Raw genomic sequence first — 17,024 nt, forward strand, 5'->3', positions numbered from 1 at the left:
TCGCAGGTTGGGCAGAGTGCAGCGAAGTCCAACGGCGGAGGGCGAGCGGGCGGGGCGGGAAGTTACGCTTCCAGGAGCGGAAACAAGAACCCCGCCGGGCGGCGGGGTTGTTTGCATCAATCTTCGGGATGGTCGCGCAGGAACACCAGGCTGTCCGGCTTGGAGTGCTCCACGGAGTAGCGGTAGCCCTGGTAGTTGAAGTCCTTCAGGCCTTCGGGGTTCTGCAGGCGCTCCTTGATCACGTAGCGGGCCATCAGGCCACGGGCCTTCTTGGCGTAGAAACTGATGATCTTGTGCTGGCCGTTCTTCAGGTCCTTGAACTCGGTGTCGATGATGCGGGCGTTCAGGGCCTTGCGCTTGACCGCGCTGAAGTATTCGTTGGAGGCCAGGTTGAGCAGGATATCGTCGCCCTGGGCTGCCAGGGCTTCGTTGAGCCAGCCACTGATGCGCTCGCCCCAGAAGGCGTAGAGATCCTTGCCGCGGGCATTGGCCAGCTTGGTGCCCATTTCCAGGCGGTAGGGCTGCATCAGGTCCAGCGGGCGCAGCAAGCCGTAAAGGCCGGAGAGCATGCGCAGGTGCTGTTGGGCGAAGTCGAAGTCGGTATCAACGAAGTCTTCGGCGTTGAGGCCGGTGTAAACGTCGCCCTTGAAGGCCAACAGGGCCTGTTTGGCGTTGTCCGGGGTGAAGTCCGGGTGCCAGCTGCCATAGCGTGCGGCGTTGAGGCCGGCGAGTTTGTCGGACAGGTGCATCAGCTCGGCGATCTGCGCTGGGCTGAGCTCGCGCAGTTGCTGGATCAGCTCCTGAGCGTGGTCGAGGAACTCAGGCTGGGTATGGCGCGAGGTGACCGGCGGGGTCTGGTAGTCCAGGGTCTTGGCAGGGGAAATCACCAGCAGCATCGAATCGTCTCCTTCGGGAACGCGACGATTCTAGGGATTTGCTTGCGTTGGCTCCACCTATACCGCCGATAGTCAGACGGGGCGCCTCGGGCGGATCGACCGCCAGGGGCGGAAAATTCGGAGGGATTCTTGAGGAGGGGACTTTCGACTTTAACGGGCACTTTCCTACGCGCCAAGGGGTTTTTGTCGTGGTGTGAAAAAAGACTCGTACAGGCAAAAAAGTTCTTTTTTCTGTCATCCCGAATGGAGTATTAACAAAGCAGACCGCCGAACCCTGCAGACAGGTGGCGGCCATCGGCCCTCACCTAGTTGGCAGCATCCTCCGAACGGCATGACCCGGAAGGGGGAGGTCGGCGGCGCTCCGCGGCGGAGCGCCAGCCTGGCATTCCGTCGCTTGGCCCTATAAGAAGGTGACCGAGTATGGATGACCACGGACGCTCCCGCCCTACCGCTCCAACCTTGTACGCGCTCGACACCAACGTCCTGATTCACGATCCCAACGCATTGTTCAATTTCCAGGAACACCACGTGGCCATTCCGATGACCGTGCTGGAGGAACTGGACAAGCTCAAGACCGGTAAACAGGGTGTTGCCGCTGAATGCAGGCAGGCCATCCGTAACATCGACAAGATCCTCAGTGGTGCCACCCCTGAGGAAGTGGAGCACGGGGTACCCATCCAGCGAGAGAAAAGCGGCCCTTGCGGCTTCCTCTCGATCCTCATGAGCAAGAGTGCAGCCCCCATCACCTGGCTGCCCGAAGACCTCAACGACAACAAGATCATCAACCAGTTGGTGGAGCTGAAGAGCCGCAGGCCGGGCATGTCCGTGGTGTTGGTGACCAAGGACATCAACATGCGCCTGAAGGCGCGGGCGTGCGGGATCGACTCGGAGGATTACCACACCGACCAGTTGGTGGACGATGTGTCCTTGCTGTCCCGTGGCTATCACGACATGCCGGGCTCCTTCTGGGACCGCGTGAGCAAGGTGGAGACCCGTCAGGACCACGGACGCACCTGGCATCGGGTGCAGCTCACCGACAACTTGCCGGCGGTGCACGTCAACGAGTTCATTGTCGACGAGCAGGGCTTCGTTGGCTGGATCAAGGGCATCAAGGCCGATGAACTGCTGATCCTCGACCTGCACCAGGAGCCACTGCTGCATCAGGAAGCCTGGGGCCTGCGTCCGCGCGATGTGTACCAGGCGCTGGCGCTCTATGCGTTGCTGGACCCGGACATCCACCTCGTCAATCTCAGTGGCGCGGCGGGTTCCGGCAAGACCATCCTGGCGCTGGCTGCGGCCATCGAGCAGACCATGGTCAGCAAGCGTTACCGTCGCATCATCGCCACCCGCAGCGTGCAGGGCCTGGACCAGGAAATCGGCTTCCTGCCCGGCACCGAGGCGGAGAAGATGGAGCCCTGGCTGGGAGCCATCACCGACAACCTCGAAGCGCTGCACATGGATGATGAGAACACCCACGGCAGCGTGGATTACATCCTCAGCAAGGTGCCGCTGCAGTTCAAATCCCTGAACTACATCCGCGGCCGTAGCTTCCAGCAGAGCCTGATCATCATCGATGAGTGCCAGAACCTGACGCCACACCAGATGAAAACCATCATCACCCGTGCGGGCACCGGGTCCAAGGTGATCTGCCTGGGCAACCTGGCGCAGATCGATACCCCTTACCTTTCCGCCCCCAGCTCGGGCCTGACGTACCTGACCGAACGCTTCAAGGACTTTCCTCACGGCGTGCACATCACCCTTCAGGGTGTGCCGCGTTCCGTGCTGGCCGAGTACGCCGAAGCCCACATGTAACCCTCACCTCCCGCCGGGCGGCACCTGCCGCCCGGTATGGGTTTCTGTATACAATCTGTCTCCTGTCCGAGGAGACTTGCAGTGCTTACCCATCTCGATTCCGAAGGTCGCGCCAACATGGTCGATGTCACCGACAAAGCGGTGACTTCTCGTGAGGCGACGGCTGAAGCCCGTGTGCGCATGCGCCCGGAAACCCTTGCCATGATCCAGGCCGGCGGCCATCCCAAGGGCGATGTGTTCGCCGTGGCGCGCATCGCCGGTATTCAGGCAGCGAAGAAAACCTCCGACCTCATCCCTTTGTGTCACCCGCTGATGCTCACCAGCGTCAAGGTAGAGCTGGAAGCGGAAGGGGAGGACTGCGTGCGCATCGTGGCCCGTTGCAAGCTGGCCGGGCAGACCGGTGTTGAAATGGAAGCGCTGACCGCTGCGAGCGTCGCCGCCCTGACCATCTATGACATGTGCAAGGCCGTGGACCGCGGCATGACCATCGAAACCGTTCGCCTGCTGGAAAAGCTGGGCGGCAAGAGCGGCCACTACCAGGCCGGGGAGTAATGATGATTCGCGTGCAGTATTTCGCCCGTTACCGTGAAGCGCTCGGCATTGAAGGCGAGCAGCTCAACTGGGATGCGGCGTTCGCGAAGCTGGAAGATCTGCGTCAGCACCTGTTGGCTCGTGGCGGTGTTTGGGAGGTGCTCGCCGAGCAAAACCTGATGTGCGCCCGCAACCAGGAGCTGTGCAGCCTGGACGAGGCCCTCACTGATGGCGACGAGGTCGCCTTCTTCCCCACGGTCACCGGAGGCTGAGATGGCCATTCGCGTGCAGGAAACCGCCTTCGATCCCGGTGTTGAGCTCAACGCACTGCACGCGGCCAATGTCGGCATTGGCGCGGTGGTCGGCTTCGTTGGCTACGTGCGCGATTTCAATGAAGGTCAGGACGTGGCGGGTATGTTCCTCGAACACTATCCGGGCATGACCGAGAAGGCCTTGGAGAAAATCGCTGTTGAGGCACGGGAGCGCTGGCCGCTGCTCAATGTGGATATCGTCCACCGCGTTGGCCGCCTGGAACCGGGCGAGCCCATCGTCTTCGTCGGCACCGCCAGCGCCCATCGCCAGGCCGCGTTCGACGCCTGCAACTTCATCATGGACTACCTCAAGACCCGCGCGCCCTTCTGGAAGAGGGAAGACACTGCCGAAGGCCCACGCTGGGTAGAAGGGCGCTGCAGCGACAAGACGGCGGCCGAGCGCTGGAAATGAACCCGGTCGGGACTGCTTTTCCTGTGGGGGCGAATTCATTCGCGAAGGGCGGCCTAGCTGCCCCTGGGGACTCCCAATGGCAGACCTGCGGCCTGCTTAGGGAATAAATTCGCCCCCACACGGCTCCACACGACTTCGAATCAGCCCGGTCCTGCCGGGCTTTTTCATGGGTGATTGACGGTCTGTACATTTGAGTCCAGTATGGACTCACAAGTACAAGTTAGCGGCCTACACGATGATCCATCGCCAGCTACCCATAGCATTCCCATGCCGGCCAGCCCTGGCGGCGTCTTCTTCTGCCTCGCAAACCCATTTCGAACCTGCTCGCCAAGCCCTATGGCGGGCATCCATCCGTACTGCGGGAGTCGCACCATGAAGAAACTCGTTCTGCTGGGCAGCCTTGCCCTGAGCCTGCTGGCCTCCAGCGTTTTTGCCGCCGACAAGCCCTTGCGCATTGGCATTGAAGCTGCCTATCCGCCTTTCGCCTTCAAGACACCAGAGGGGCAGATTTCCGGCTTCGACTACGACATCGGCAACGCCATGTGCGAGGAAATGAAGGTCAAGTGCCAATGGGTCGAACAAGAGTTCGATGGCCTGATTCCTTCTCTCAAGGTGAAGAAAGTGGACGCTGTGCTGTCGTCCATGACCATCACGGAAGAGCGCAAGAAGTCCGTGGACTTCACTGGCAAGTACTACTACAGCCCGGCGCGTCTGGCGATGAAGAAGGGTGTCGTGGTCGATTCCGAGTTCAAGAGCCTGGTGGGCAAGACCATCGGCACCCAGCGTTCCACCACCACTGACCGCTTCGCCACCGAGGTGCTGGAGCCCAAGGGCGTGAAGATCGTGCGCTACAGCACCCAGAACGAAATCTATCTGGACGTGCTTTCCGGTCGCCTGGATGGCGTGTTGGCTGACGTCTTCCCGCTCAACGAAGGCTTCCTCAAGACCGATAGCGGCAAGGGCTTCGAGTTCGTCGGCCCGGTGCTGAACGATCCGCAGTACTTCGGCGAGGGGGCCGGCATCGCGGTGCGCAAGGGTGATGACGAGCTGCGCGAGAAATTCAACAGCGCCATCAAGACCCTGCGTGCGAACGGCAAGTACCAGGCGATCCAGGCCAAGTACTTCGACTTCGATATCTACGGCGATTGAAGGGCTGAACCTTGCCGAACGAGCCGCGCGTTTGCGCGGCTTTTTCATTCTGGTGAGCGGCTGATGCTTTCGTCCCGACGATGCTGGGGGAAATGTTGGGCTTCGCTCATCGCCACCCTGCGAAATGAAAAAGGGAACCCGAAGGCTCCCTTTCTCGTTCTGCGTCCAATCCTCAGTGCAGGATCTGCCCGAGGAACAGCTTGGTCCGCTCGTTCTGTGGGTTGTCGAAGAAGGCGTGAGGCTCGTTCTGTTCGACGATCTCGCCCTTGTCCATGAAGATCACCCGGTCGGCCACGGTGCGGGCGAAGCCCATCTCGTGGGTCACGCAGAGCATGGTCATGCCGTCGTGGGCCAGGCCGATCATGGTGTCGAGCACTTCCTTCACCATCTCCGGGTCAAGCGCCGAGGTCGGTTCGTCGAACAGCATGATCTTCGGCTTCATGCACAGCGCACGGGCGATGGCCACACGCTGCTGCTGGCCGCCGGAGAGTTGCCCCGGGTATTTCAGGGCCTGCTCGGGAATGCGCACACGCTCCAGGTAGTGCATGGCGATTTCCTCGGCCTGGCGCTTGGGCATCTTGCGCACCCACATCGGGGCCAGGGTGCAGTTCTGCAACACGGTGAGGTGCGGGAACAGGTTGAAGTGCTGGAACACCATGCCCACTTCGCTGCGGATCGCCTCGATGTGCTTGAGGTCGCCGGTCAGCTCGGTGCCGTCGACGATGATGCGGCCCTGCTGGTGCTCTTCGAGACGGTTGATGCAGCGGATGGTGGTGGACTTGCCGGAACCGGACGGACCGCAGAGGACGATGCGTTCGCCCTGCTGCACGTCGAGGTTGATGTCCTTCAGCACGTGGAACTGGCCGTACCACTTGTTCACGCCCTGCAGACGGATGATCGGCTCGCCGGCGGTTTTCTTGCTTGCTTCAGTCATGGAGTGACTCCTAACGCTTGTGGCCGGTGTCCAGCTTGCGCTCCAGGCTCATGGAGTAGCGGGACATGCCGAAACAGAAGATCCAGAACACCAGGGCGGCGAAGACGTAGCCTTCGGTGGCCATCCCCAGCCAGGCCGGGTCGGTGGTGGCTTGCTTGATGCTGTTGAGCAGGTCGAACAGGCCGATGATGATCACCAGGCTGGTGTCCTTGAACAGCGCAATGAAGGTGTTGACGATGCCGGGGATTACCAGCTTCAGGGCTTGCGGCAGGATCACCAGGCCCATCATCCGCCAGTAGCCCAGGCCCATGGCGGCTGCGGCTTCGTACTGGCCCTTGGGGATGGCCTGCAGGCCGCCACGCACCACTTCGGCGATGTAAGCCGACTGGAACATGATCACGCCGATCAGCGCCCGCAGCAGCTTGTCGAAGGACAGGCCTTCGGGCAGGAACAGCGGCAGCATCACCGAGGACATGAATAGCACGGTAATCAGCGGAACGCCGCGCCAGAACTCGATGAAGGTCACGCAGATGACCTTGATCGCCGGCAGGTTGGAACGCCGTCCCAGTGCCAGCAGGATGCCCAGCGGCAGCGCGCCGACGATACCCACCGCTGCGATCACCAGGGTCAGCATCAGGCCGCCCCACTGGCTGGTGGAGACGGTGGACATGCCGAGGAAGCCGCCGTGCAGCAGCCAGTAGGCGACGATGGGGTAGATCACCAGGAACGCCAGGCCGTACTTGGCCTTTTGCTGGAAGCGCGGAATGAACAGCGGCGCGGCGCCGATGATCGCGATCCACACCGCCAGGTCCACGCGCCAGCGCAGTGCCTCGGGATAGAAGCCATACATGAACTGGGCGAAGCGCATCTTGATGAAGACCCAGCAGGCGCCTTCGCTGGTGCAATCGGCGCGGGTGCTGCCGTTCCAGTCGGCCTGGAGGAAGGCCCACTGGAGCAACGGCGGCACGATCAGCCACACCAGGTAAATGGCGAACAGGGTCAGCAGGGTGTTGAACCAGTTGGAGAACAGGTTACCGCGCAGCCAGCCGACTACGCCCACAGTGCTGCGGGGTGGCGGCTGGTCGGGCTTGAATACGTGTGTTGTCATGGCTCGGACCTCACCGCTCGATCAGCGCGATGCGCTTGTTGTACCAGTTCATCAGCAGCGAAATGCTGATGCTGATGGCCAGGTAGACGCTCATGGTGATGGTGATCACCTCGATTGCCTGGCCGGTCTGGTTCAGCACCGTACCGGCGAACAGCGAGACCATGTCCGGATAGCCGATACCGGCCGCCAGGGACGAGTTCTTGGCCAGGTTCAGGTACTGGCTGGTGAGCGGCGGAATGATCACGCGCAGGGCCTGCGGGATGATGACCAGGCGCAGGATCTTGGCGGAGGGCAGGCCCAGGGAGCGGGCCGCTTCGGTCTGGCCGTGGCTGACCGCCTGGATGCCGGAGCGCACGTTTTCTGCGATGAAGGCTGCGGTGTAGACCGTCAGCGCCAGGGTCAGGGCGATCAGTTCCGGAATCACCACCCAGCCGCCGCGGAAGTTGAAGCCCTGCAGTACCGGCATGCTCCAGGCGAACGGCGAACCGAAGACCAGTGACACCAGGCCGGGAACCACCACCACCAGCGCCAGCGAGGTAATCAGTACCGGGAAGCGCTGGCCGGTGGCCTCACGCCTGGCCTTGGCCCAGCGCGCCATGACGATGATCGCCAGGATCACCAGCATCAGGCTGACCAGGAAAGGCCAGAAGCCATCGGCCTGGGTCGGTGCCGGCATGTACAGGCCGCGATTGTTGAGGAACAAGTGCTCGCCGATGGCCATGCTCTGGCGCGGCCCCGGCATGGGCAGCATCACCGCGAAGTACCAGAAGAAGATCTGCAGCAGCGGCGGGATGTTGCGGAAGGTCTCGATGTAGACGGTCGCCAGCTTGCGCACCAGCCAGTTCGGCGACAGCCGCGCTACGCCCAGGATGAACCCGAGGATGGTGGCGAAGAAGATACCGATACCCGAAACCAGCAGGGTATTGAGCAGACCGATGACGAAAACGCGGCCGTAGCTGTTGCTTTCGTTGTAGTCGATCAGGTGTTGGGATATCCCGAAGCCGGCGCTTTGTTCGAGGAAGTCGAAGCCGGACAGGATGCCGCGCTGTTGCAGGTTGTTCTGGGTGTTCTGGAACAGGTACCAGCCCAGTGCCACGACCGCGACGACGGCGATGATCTGAAATAGCCACGCACGCGCCTTCGGGTCGGTCCAGATCGAACCTTTCGGGGCACGCGGGGCGTTGGCAGTTTTTTGCATGACAGCCCTCTGGGAACCGCTGGCCGGCCGGATGGGGGACGGCGGCCAGGGTTCGCGTTGAAACGGAACTCGAACCCGGCAGCCACGTCATGTGGCCGCCGGGCGACGGTCAGCGCACCGGCGGTGCGTACTGCAGACCGCCCTTGTTCCACAGGGCGTTGAGACCACGCTCGATCTTCAGCTCGCTACCGGCACCGATGTTGCGATCGAAGATTTCACCGTAGTTGCCGACCTGCTTGACGATTTGCACCGCCCAGTCCTTCGGCAGCTTCAGGTCCTTGCCGAACTCGCCTTCAGTACCCAGCAGACGGGCAATGTCGGGGTTCTTCGTGGTCTTGGCGGTTTCCTCGACATTCTTCGAGTCGATGCCCAGCTCCTCGGCGTTCAGCATCGCGAACAGGGACCAGCGCACGATGTCGAACCATTCCTCGTCACCCTGGCGCACGGCTGGGCCCAGAGGCTCCTTGGAGATGACTTCCGGCAGCACCACGTACTCATCCGGAGCGGCCAGCTTGATGCGTTGTGCATAGAGCTGGGACTGGTCGGAGGTCAGTACGTCGCAACGGCCGGATTCAAGCGACTTGGCGCTCTCGTCGGAGGTGTCGTAGGTGATGGGGGTGTACTTCAGGTTGTTGGCGCGGAAGTAGTCCGACAGGTTCAGCTCGGTGGTGGTGCCGGCCTGGATGCAGACGGTGGCGCCATCGAGTTCCTTGGCGCTGGAAACGCCGAGCTTCTTGTTCACCAGGAAGCCTTGACCGTCGTAGTAGGTCACGCCGGTGAAGTTCAGGCCCATGGCCGCGTCACGGGAGCTGGTCCAGGTGCTGTTGCGCGAAAGGACGTCGACTTCGCCAGACTGCAGCGCGGTGAAACGTTCCTTGGCGGTCAGCGGGCTGTACTTGACCTTGCTGGCATCGCCGAACACGGCGGCGGCAACGGCACGGCAGACGTCAACGTCGATGCCTTTGTAGTTGCCTTTTTCATCGGCATAGGAAAAGCCCGGGAGGCCGTCGCTGATGCCGCATTGCACGAAGCCTTTCTTCTTCACCGCGTCCAGGGTGGCGCCCGCCTGCGCGAAACCGCTGACACCGAGAACGGTTGCCGCGGTCAGCACGGCCAGGGTGGATTTCACCATCTTCATCAAAACCTCCAGTTGCTTTTATTGGTGTTGGAGTCTCGGTCCCACCGCCGTACCCTCGTGAGGCAGGTTCAACCTTTCATGCACTGGAAAAGGTCAACCGGGGTGTCGGACCTAAGGAAGGAGTCTAGTTGGCGCTGCTCCGCTCGCCACCAGACGCTTCCTCGCCCATTGGTCAAATGGGCTGGAGACGGATTGCGCCCACCCCGACGCCACGAATGACGCCAGATGACCGCCTGCAAGGCCTCGGCAGGAGCCGCTGCCCAACCCGTTGCATGCCGGGCAAGTGTTACCTTGCCGCGGGCATGTTTCAGTCTGCAGCTAGATAGCAAAGGCCGTACCAGCAAGATGCCAGTAGGACTATTCCGATAGGTCAATAGGTAAAGTTTTAGCCTTGCGACATATATTTCAGTTATCAAACCACCCTGTCTGATGCATTCGCCCCACAACTGTGCAGATGCACCACAACGGAGCCACACATGAGCGACACATTGATCCTTGAGCCCACACATCGCGCCGATGCCTGCGTCATCTGGCTTCACGGATTGGGTGCGGATCGCTATGACTTCCTGCCGGTGGCCGAGGCCCTGCAGGAAGTCCTGGGTACCACCCGCTTCGTGATGCCCCAGGCGCCGACCCGCGCGGTGACCATCAATGGCGGCTGGGCTATGCCGTCCTGGTACGACATCCTTGCCATGCGCCCCGAACGCGCCATCAACGAGGCCCAGCTGGAAGAATCGGCGGAGCAGGTGATGGCCCTGATACAGGCGCAGATCGACGGCGGCATCGAGCCTCGCCGCATCCTCCTCGCCGGGTTCTCCCAGGGTGGCGCCGTGGTGCTGCACACGGCCTTCCTGCGCTGGTCGGATGAACTGGGTGGCGTGCTGGCGCTGTCCACCTACGCACCGACTTTCACTGACGAAATGAAACTGTCGGATACAAAACGACAACTGCCGGTCCTGTGCTTGCATGGCACTTTCGACGACGTGGTGTTGCCTGCGATGGGCCGCGCTGCCCACGATCGCCTGGCGGCCGCCGGCGTTCCCGTGGAGTGGCGCGACTATCCGATGGCCCATGAAGTATTGCCGCAGCAGATTCGTGACATCGGAATCTGGTTGGTGGAACGACTGCACAGCTGATCCCAATCCAACAGAACAAGAACCGACCATGGCCCAGACCTCCGCTCCGCCTATCGCCAACCTGCGCGATATTGAAGACATCGAACGCCTTTCGCTGGAAGAACGCGGCATGCCGGACAGCACCTACGAACTGATCCGCCGCAGTGCCGAACGCCACCCGCACAAACGCGCCATGACCTTCCTGCTGCAGGGTGACGCCGAGGAAGCGCCCTTCGAGCTGACCTATGCGGAACTGCTGGCGCGGGTTACCCAGGCGGCCAATGCCTTCCACCATCTGGGCGTGCGGCCGGGCAAGGCGGTGTCGTTCCTGTTGCCGAACCTGCCGCACACCCACTTCACCATTTGGGGCGGTGAAGCGGCCGGTGTGGTCAACGCCATCAACCCGCTGCTGGAGCCCGAGCACATCGCCGAGCTGATCCATGCCGCCGACTCCAAAGTGCTGGTGACCCTGGCTCCGTTTCCGGGAACCGATCTCTGGGACAAGGTTGCAGGACTGCGCGAGCGTCTGCCGGAGCTGGAGGCGATTGTCGCCGTCGACCTCGCCAACCTGCTGCCGGAACCTCAACGCAGCGCAATCAAGGCTCAGCGCGGCCCGCTGCCGGACGGCGTGCTGGACTTCGACGAGTTGCTCGACCGCTTCCCGGCCGATCATTTGCAGAGCGACCGGGTGATCGCGCCGGATGATGTCGCCTCCTACTTCCATACCGGCGGCACCACCGGTACACCCAAGCTGGCGCCCCACAGTCATCGCAACGAAGTGGCGATGGCGATGATCCTCGCCTACGCCATCAACCTGGGAGAGGGCGACAACACCCTCTGTGGCCTGCCGCTGTTCCACGTCAATGGCGTGATGGTCACTGGCCTCGCGCCGTTCTTCGCCGGCGCCGAGATCCTCATCGCCACGCCCCAGGGTTATCGCAACGCGCGGCTGATCCAGAACTTCTGGAAGGTCATCGAGCGCTACCGGGTGAGCTTCTTCAGTGGCGTACCGACTATCTATGCGGGGCTCTTGCAGGTGCCCAGCGAGGGGCATGATTTGTCCAGCCTGCGTTATGCGCTGTGCGGTGCAGCGCCAATGCCGGTGGAGCTGATCCGCCAGTTCGAGGCCAAGACCGGCCTCAAGCTGATCGAAGGCTACGGCCTGACCGAAGCCACTTGCGGCACCTGTGGCAACCCTGCCCATGGCGAACGCCGGCCAGGCTCCATCGGCATGCGCATGCCTTACTGCCAAGTGAAGGTGGTGGTGCTGGACGAGCAGGGCAGCTACCTGCGAGATGCCGCGACTGACGAGATCGGTAACCTCTGCGTGCGTGGCGTGACCGTGTTCAAGGGCTACCTGCAGGCGAGCAAGAACAAGGACATCTGGGTCGATGGGGACTGGTTCAATACTGGCGACCTCGGCCGCATGGACGCCGATGGCTATATCTGGCTCACCGGCCGCAGCAAGGATCTGATCATTCGCGGGGGTCACAACATCGACCCGCAGATGATCGAAGAAGCCTTGCATCGACATCCGGCGGTGGCCATGGCGGCCGCCGTCGGCAAGCCGGACGACAAGGTCGGTGAGCTGCCGGTGGCCTATGTGCAGCTAAAGCCCGGCACCAGTGCCAGCGAAGCCGAGCTGTTGGCACATGCGGCGCAGCATGTGCCCGAGCGTGCAGCAGTGCCCAAGGATGTCTGGATTATCGACGCCATTCCGGTCACCGCCGTGGGCAAGACCTTCAAGCCGACGCTGCGTTTCGATGCCACCCGTCGAGTACTGGAAGAGGTGCTGGGCGAGATCGCCCCGGGCGTTCGGGTGGAGGTGGTGAACGATGATCGCCACGGGCAGATCGCCGAGATCCACGTGCCGAATCTGGACTCGCAACTCCAGGAGCGGCTGGAAGCCCGCATGGCTGGCTTTTCGGTGAAGTTCCGCCTGATGGCCTGAAGCCATCTATACTGGCTGGCAACAGGCCGCCTTCCAGGGCGGCCTGTTGCGCTCCAAGTACCTGAATCGAGCGACTCGCGCTGGATGCGTTACGCCTCCGGCTTTTGTGTGCATGCAGAAATATGTTGCGAAATTGTGGCGAATATCAGGAATTGTCGCGCTCCTTACCGATATTACGCCGTCTGTCGGCCCAACTTTTGGCGGGCATTGCCAGCTAAAAAGTGCGGGAATACTGTCACGTTGAGTTAACACCTAAGACAGGGATCGTTAGCGGTGCCGTCCGCTTCGACTGCCATCCGAGGCTGTTGCAGCTATGAAGCATGTTCACTGGCAAGAAGACTTACAGCTGCTGAGCCGACTGCGCCTGTTCCAGAACGTCGCCGCGAAAAGTCTCGAGCAGCTACTGAAGGAATTCCGCGCCTGCGATCTGGAGGCGGGTGAAGTGGTGCTGTCTCCGTTCAATCGTAACCAGTACCTCTACCTGGTAGTGACCGGCCGGCTGAAGGTTTACCTCGGGTCCCTGGACAACAACCCGGTGAGCAACATCGAACCGGGCGAATGCGCCGGTGAGATCAGCTTCATCGACAACGACCATCCTTCGGCTTACGTGGTGGCCTGCGAGCCCACCACCGCGCTGCGACTGCATCGGCAATCCTTGGTCAGTCTGTTCCAGCAGTCACCGCAGTTGATGCAGAACCTGCTGGAAGTGCTTTGCGACCGTGTGCGCCGGGGCAATCGGATCATTCTCGATACCGAGCAGAACGCCAAGATCGATACACTCACAGGACTGTTCAATCGTCGCTGGCTGGAACAGGTCTATCAGCGTGAAAGCACCCGTTGCGCCTTCAATGAGCAACCGCTGTCGATGCTCATGCTCGACGTCGACCACTTCAAGGCCTACAACGACCGCCATGGCCATCTGGCCGGCGACTACGCGCTCTGCCTGGTGTCCCACACCTTGCGCAGCCAACTGCGTCCCAAGGACAGCATGGCGCGTTACGGGGGGGAGGAGTTCGTCATCCTGCTGCCGGAAATGAGCTGCGAAGAGGCCCGCACCATCGGTGAGCGACTGCGTTCAAGCCTGGAGCAGATTCCTTCCTTCTATTCACCACTGGGGGTGCTGCCCGGCGTGACGGTTTCCATCGGCCTGGCTGAAATGCGCCAGCCGGACAGCCTGCAGGGCTTGATCGCTCGAGCCGACACGGCGCTGTACCAGGCCAAGCAGGATGGACGAAACCGCCTGAACGGTTAGTAGCTCCGGCAGCTGCAGGGGCGAATTCATTGGCCAAGCAGGATCCCCGGGGCAGCCGCGCTGCCCCAAGCGAATGAGTTCGCTGCTCAAAAAGAGCATTTGCCTACAATTCCGCTTCGTTCAAACGTCTGTTTGCTAGAGTCCGTTCACTACAAAAGACAGCCGGGAAGCTGGACATGCGCAAACTCCTGATCGCTTTGTTACTGCTGGTGGCCGTTGGCCTGGGGATTTTCTTCTACCTGCCGGGGTTCCTCGATCGCGAGATGAACACGGTGGCCGCACTGCCGCCCTATCACGCCTCTGACGAGGCCGAGAGCCTGCACAAGACCCTGTTCGTCGCGGACCTGCACGACGACGCCCTGCTGTGGAACCGCAACCTGCTGGAGCGCCATGACTTCGGCCACAGCGACCTGCCGCGCCTGCTCGAAGGCCATGTTGGCCTGCAGGTGTTCTCCACCGTCACCAAGACCCCGCGTGGCCTCAACTACGAGCGCAATGGTTCGGACACCGACGACATCACCCTGTTGGTCATGGCCCAGCGCTGGCCCCGTGCGACCTGGACCAGCCTGCTCGAACGCGCCCTCTATCAAGGCAAGAAGCTCGAGGAAGCCGCCGCCGGCAGCCAGGGCAAGCTGACCCTGGTGCACAGCCGCGACGATTTCACCAAGTACCTCGCGGCCTGGGAGAAGGACCCGAACCAGGTCGCCGCCATCCTCGCTACCGAGGGCCTGCACCCGCTGGAAGGCAAGCTGGAGAACGTTGACCGGATGTACGACGCGGGCTTCCGCATCATGGGGCTGACCCATTTCTTCGATAACGAAGTAGGCGGCTCCGCCCACGGCCTGGAGAAGGGCGGCCTGACGCCCTTCGGTCGTCGGGTGATTGCCCATCTGGAAGAGAAGAAGATGCTGGTGGACCTCGCCCACGCTTCACGCGCACTGATCGACGATGTGCTGAGCATGGCCGAGCGTCCGGTGCTGGTGTCCCACACCGGCGTCGAGGGGACCTGCCCGGGCACCCGCAACCTGAGCGATACCCATATCCAGCGGATTGCCGCCACCGGCGGGGTCATCGGCATCGGCTACTGGGACACCGCTGTCTGTGAAACCTCGGTCAAGGCCATCGTCAAAGCCATCCGCTACGTCGCCGACAAGGTGGGTTTGGCCCATGTGGCGCTGGGGTCTGACTTCGATGGCGCGGTCCATACGCCTTTCGACACCAGCGGCCTGGCGCAATTGACCCAGGGGCTCAAAGAGGCCGGTTTCAGTGAGGCGGAGATCGCCGCCATCATGGGCGGAAATGTGCGCAGATTGCTGCTGGAGACCCTTCCTTAGTCCAAGTCAAGCCCTCGAATGCCCGCGGCTCTTCGCCCTGCGGGCATCTTGCTTTACACTGGCGGCCGTTCATTCCTTAATCAATCGACGAGACCACCGTGCTCAAAGCACTCAAGAAGATATTCAGCAAGGGCGAAGAGCCCCAATCCGGCCCCGCCCCCGTTGTACCCGCCCACGCCCATGCCGAGAAGGAAGAGCGTCCGGCCAAACCGAAGAAAGCGCCTCGCGAAGCAGGCGAAAAGGCCGAAGGCTCCAGCGAACGCCCGCCGCGTAGCGAGAAGAAACCCCGCAGCGATAAGCCCAAATCCGACAAGCCGCGCCGCGAGCGTCCGGCCAAGGCTGCCGCCCCGGCAGACAACTGGAAGCTCGAAGACTTCGCGGTGGAGCCCCAGGAAGGCAAGACCCGTTTCCACGACTTCAACCTCGATCCGCGGCTGATGCGCGCCATCCACGATCTGGGCTTCCCCTACTGCACCCCGATCCAGGCCCAGGTACTGGGCTTCACCCTCAAGGGCCAGGACGCCATCGGCCGCGCCCAGACCGGCACCGGCAAGACCGCCGCCTTCCTTATTTCCATCATCACCCAGCTGCTGCAAACCCCGCCGCCTAAAGAGCGCTACATGGGCGAGCCGCGCGCACTGATCATCGCGCCGACCCGTGAGCTGGTGGTACAGATCGCCAAGGACGCCCAAGCCCTGACCAAGCACAGCGGCCTCAGTGTGATGAGCTTCGTCGGAGGCATGGACTTCGACAAACAGCTCAAACAACTGGAATCGCGCTTCTGTGACATCCTGGTTGCCACTCCCGGCCGTCTGCTGGACTTCAACCAGCGCGGCGAGGTGCACCTGGACATGGTCGAGGTAATGGTGCTGGACGAAGCCGACCGCATGCTGGACATGGGCTTCATCCCGCAGGTACGCCAGATCATCCGGCAGACCCCGTTCAAGGGGGAGCGTCAGACCCTGCTGTTCTCCGCCACCTTCACCGAAGACGTGATGAACCTGGCCAAGCAATGGACCGTCGATCCGGCCATCGTCGAGATCGAGCCGGAGAACGTTGCCAGCGAAACCGTTGAGCAGCATGTCTATGCCGTAGCCGGCAGCGACAAGTACAAGCTGCTCTACAACCTGATCGCCCAGAACGACTGGACCCGGGTAATGGTCTTCGCCAACCGCAAGGACGAAGTGCGCCGCATCGAGGAACGCCTGACCAAGGACGGCATAAGCGCCGCCCAGATGTCCGGCGACGTGCCCCAGCACAAGCGCATCAGGACCCTGGAAGGCTTCCGTGAAGGCAAGATTCGCGTGCTCGTGGCGACCGATGTCGCCGGTCGTGGGATTCACATCGATGGCATCAGCCACGTGATCAACTTCACCCTGCCGGAAGACCCGGACGACTACGTCCACCGCATCGGCCGCACCGGCCGCGCTGGCGCCAGCGGCACTTCCATCAGCTTCGCTGGCGAGGACGATGCTTTCGCCCTGCCGCCGATCGAGGAGCTGCTGGGTCGCAAGATCAATTGCGAAATGCCCCCGACCGAACTGCTCAAACCCGTGCCGCGCAAGCATCACTGAGGTTTGGCGGAATGAGAAAGGGCGAAGCGAAGGCTTCGCCTTTTTCTTTGCGCGGAGGGAGAGGGGTGACTCGCGCCGGCGAGGCACGAACCATCCTGAAGCCCACACGGGCCTGACACCAGGCCGGCAAGGTGAGGCAGCGACTACGCCCCTTCAGGAGGCCGAGCGGAATCGTTGCGCAGGGGGACGAGCGGCATGGATGCCGCGAGAGGCGTTTGGGGCCATGGATGGCCCCTCTCGCCGTGCCCCTGGAGCAAGGATGGAGGGAGGGTAGTTTGGCGGAGCCAAACCCGGATGCAGGGGCAAGCC

At 62.1% G+C, this 17,024-nt stretch carries 15 protein-coding genes; 10 read left to right on the forward strand and 5 right to left on the reverse strand.

Translation table 11 applies throughout. The annotated features are described in order from the left end of the window. Positions 1 to 116 precede the first annotated feature (116 nt). Positions 117 to 896, reverse strand: coding sequence for a peroxide stress protein YaaA (gene yaaA, locus E8F20_RS23450; protein WP_280285882.1), 780 nt, complete (start codon positions 894 to 896; stop codon positions 117 to 119). 420 nt (positions 897 to 1,316) lie between these two features. Between yaaA and E8F20_RS23455 the strand changes: the two genes are divergently transcribed. The 5 genes from E8F20_RS23455 (at position 1,317) to E8F20_RS23475 (ending at position 5,111) form a co-directional block, all read left to right on the forward strand. Next, the gene (locus tag E8F20_RS23455; RefSeq protein WP_028628603.1) at positions 1,317 to 2,708 is read left to right on the forward strand and encodes a PhoH family protein; all 1,392 of its coding nucleotides are present in this window, start codon (positions 1,317 to 1,319) and stop codon (positions 2,706 to 2,708) included. Between the two features lie 81 nt (positions 2,709 to 2,789). Continuing rightward, positions 2,790 to 3,260, forward strand: a complete 471-nt coding sequence (moaC, locus tag E8F20_RS23460) for a cyclic pyranopterin monophosphate synthase MoaC (protein WP_028628602.1) — start codon at positions 2,790 to 2,792, stop codon at positions 3,258 to 3,260. Positions 3,261 to 3,262: 2 nt separating this feature from the next. Beyond that, on the forward strand, positions 3,263 to 3,511 hold the full coding sequence (locus tag E8F20_RS23465) for a MoaD/ThiS family protein (protein ID WP_280285949.1): 249 nt from the start codon (positions 3,263 to 3,265) through the stop codon (positions 3,509 to 3,511). Between the two features lies 1 nt (position 3,512). After that, positions 3,513 to 3,962: a molybdopterin synthase catalytic subunit MoaE gene (gene moaE / locus E8F20_RS23470; protein WP_280285883.1), complete on the forward strand. Its 450-nt coding sequence runs from the start codon at positions 3,513 to 3,515 to the stop codon at positions 3,960 to 3,962. Between the two features lie 372 nt (positions 3,963 to 4,334). Next, the gene (locus E8F20_RS23475) at positions 4,335 to 5,111 is read left to right on the forward strand and encodes an ABC transporter substrate-binding protein (RefSeq protein WP_280285884.1); all 777 of its coding nucleotides are present in this window, start codon (positions 4,335 to 4,337) and stop codon (positions 5,109 to 5,111) included. A 172-nt stretch (positions 5,112 to 5,283) separates the two neighbouring features. On the opposite strand, the gene E8F20_RS23480 is transcribed toward E8F20_RS23475, so the two are convergent. The 4 genes from E8F20_RS23480 to E8F20_RS23495 form a co-directional block, all read right to left on the reverse strand. Further along, positions 5,284 to 6,045, reverse strand: coding sequence for an amino acid ABC transporter ATP-binding protein (locus E8F20_RS23480; protein ID WP_028628598.1), 762 nt, complete (start codon positions 6,043 to 6,045; stop codon positions 5,284 to 5,286). Between the two features lie 10 nt (positions 6,046 to 6,055). Further along, positions 6,056 to 7,153, reverse strand: a complete 1,098-nt coding sequence (locus tag E8F20_RS23485; RefSeq protein ID WP_280285885.1) for an amino acid ABC transporter permease — start codon at positions 7,151 to 7,153, stop codon at positions 6,056 to 6,058. 10 nt (positions 7,154 to 7,163) lie between these two features. Beyond that, a complete protein-coding gene (locus E8F20_RS23490; RefSeq protein WP_280285886.1) occupies positions 7,164 to 8,351 on the reverse strand; it encodes an amino acid ABC transporter permease in 1,188 nt (395 codons plus the stop codon). Between the two features lie 109 nt (positions 8,352 to 8,460). Beyond that, entirely contained in the window at positions 8,461 to 9,489 is a 1,029-nt protein-coding gene (locus E8F20_RS23495; protein WP_280285887.1) for an amino acid ABC transporter substrate-binding protein, read from the reverse strand. A 476-nt stretch (positions 9,490 to 9,965) separates the two neighbouring features. Between E8F20_RS23495 and E8F20_RS23500 the strand changes: the two genes are divergently transcribed. From E8F20_RS23500 to rhlB, 5 genes are all read left to right on the forward strand, one after another. Then, a complete protein-coding gene (locus E8F20_RS23500; protein ID WP_280285888.1) occupies positions 9,966 to 10,625 on the forward strand; it encodes an alpha/beta fold hydrolase in 660 nt (219 codons plus the stop codon). Positions 10,626 to 10,653: 28 nt separating this feature from the next. Then, positions 10,654 to 12,555: an acyl-CoA synthetase gene (locus E8F20_RS23505; RefSeq protein ID WP_280285889.1), complete on the forward strand. Its 1,902-nt coding sequence runs from the start codon at positions 10,654 to 10,656 to the stop codon at positions 12,553 to 12,555. Positions 12,556 to 12,868: 313 nt separating this feature from the next. Continuing rightward, positions 12,869 to 13,807 carry a GGDEF domain-containing protein gene (locus E8F20_RS23510; protein WP_280285890.1) on the forward strand — a complete coding sequence of 313 codons (939 nt, stop codon included), beginning with the start codon at positions 12,869 to 12,871 and terminating at the stop codon, positions 13,805 to 13,807. A 176-nt stretch (positions 13,808 to 13,983) separates the two neighbouring features. Further along, positions 13,984 to 15,141 (forward strand): dipeptidase, encoded by a 1,158-nt coding sequence (locus E8F20_RS23515; protein WP_280285891.1) that lies wholly within the window; start codon positions 13,984 to 13,986, stop codon positions 15,139 to 15,141. A 98-nt stretch (positions 15,142 to 15,239) separates the two neighbouring features. Further along, a complete protein-coding gene (rhlB, locus tag E8F20_RS23520; protein WP_280285892.1) occupies positions 15,240 to 16,715 on the forward strand; it encodes an ATP-dependent RNA helicase RhlB in 1,476 nt (491 codons plus the stop codon). The last annotated feature ends 309 nt before the right edge of the window (positions 16,716 to 17,024 follow it).

This window comes from Pseudomonas sp. BN415 (assembly GCF_029871195.1).
Classification (GTDB): Bacteria; Pseudomonadota; Gammaproteobacteria; order Pseudomonadales; family Pseudomonadaceae; genus Metapseudomonas; species Metapseudomonas resinovorans.

What these genes read in the sequence shown, in the direction of transcription:
- E8F20_RS23485 (WP_280285885.1), bottom strand. Translation starts at nt 7,153, where the DNA reads ATGACAACACACGTATTCAAGCCCGACCAGCCGCCACCCCGCAGCACT.
- E8F20_RS23500 (WP_280285888.1), top strand. Translation starts at nt 9,966, where the DNA reads ATGAGCGACACATTGATCCTTGAGCCCACACATCGCGCCGATGCCTGC.
- E8F20_RS23465 (WP_280285949.1), top strand. Translation starts at nt 3,263, where the DNA reads ATGATTCGCGTGCAGTATTTCGCCCGTTACCGTGAAGCGCTCGGCATT.
- yaaA (WP_280285882.1), bottom strand. Translation starts at nt 896, where the DNA reads ATGCTGCTGGTGATTTCCCCTGCCAAGACCCTGGACTACCAGACCCCG.
- E8F20_RS23515 (WP_280285891.1), top strand. Translation starts at nt 13,984, where the DNA reads ATGCGCAAACTCCTGATCGCTTTGTTACTGCTGGTGGCCGTTGGCCTG.
- moaE (WP_280285883.1), top strand. Translation starts at nt 3,513, where the DNA reads ATGGCCATTCGCGTGCAGGAAACCGCCTTCGATCCCGGTGTTGAGCTC.
- E8F20_RS23505 (WP_280285889.1), top strand. Translation starts at nt 10,654, where the DNA reads ATGGCCCAGACCTCCGCTCCGCCTATCGCCAACCTGCGCGATATTGAA.
- E8F20_RS23490 (WP_280285886.1), bottom strand. Translation starts at nt 8,351, where the DNA reads ATGCAAAAAACTGCCAACGCCCCGCGTGCCCCGAAAGGTTCGATCTGG.
- E8F20_RS23510 (WP_280285890.1), top strand. Translation starts at nt 12,869, where the DNA reads ATGAAGCATGTTCACTGGCAAGAAGACTTACAGCTGCTGAGCCGACTG.
- E8F20_RS23455 (WP_028628603.1), top strand. Translation starts at nt 1,317, where the DNA reads ATGGATGACCACGGACGCTCCCGCCCTACCGCTCCAACCTTGTACGCG.
- E8F20_RS23480 (WP_028628598.1), bottom strand. Translation starts at nt 6,045, where the DNA reads ATGACTGAAGCAAGCAAGAAAACCGCCGGCGAGCCGATCATCCGTCTG.
- E8F20_RS23475 (WP_280285884.1), top strand. Translation starts at nt 4,335, where the DNA reads ATGAAGAAACTCGTTCTGCTGGGCAGCCTTGCCCTGAGCCTGCTGGCC.
- E8F20_RS23495 (WP_280285887.1), bottom strand. Translation starts at nt 9,489, where the DNA reads ATGAAGATGGTGAAATCCACCCTGGCCGTGCTGACCGCGGCAACCGTT.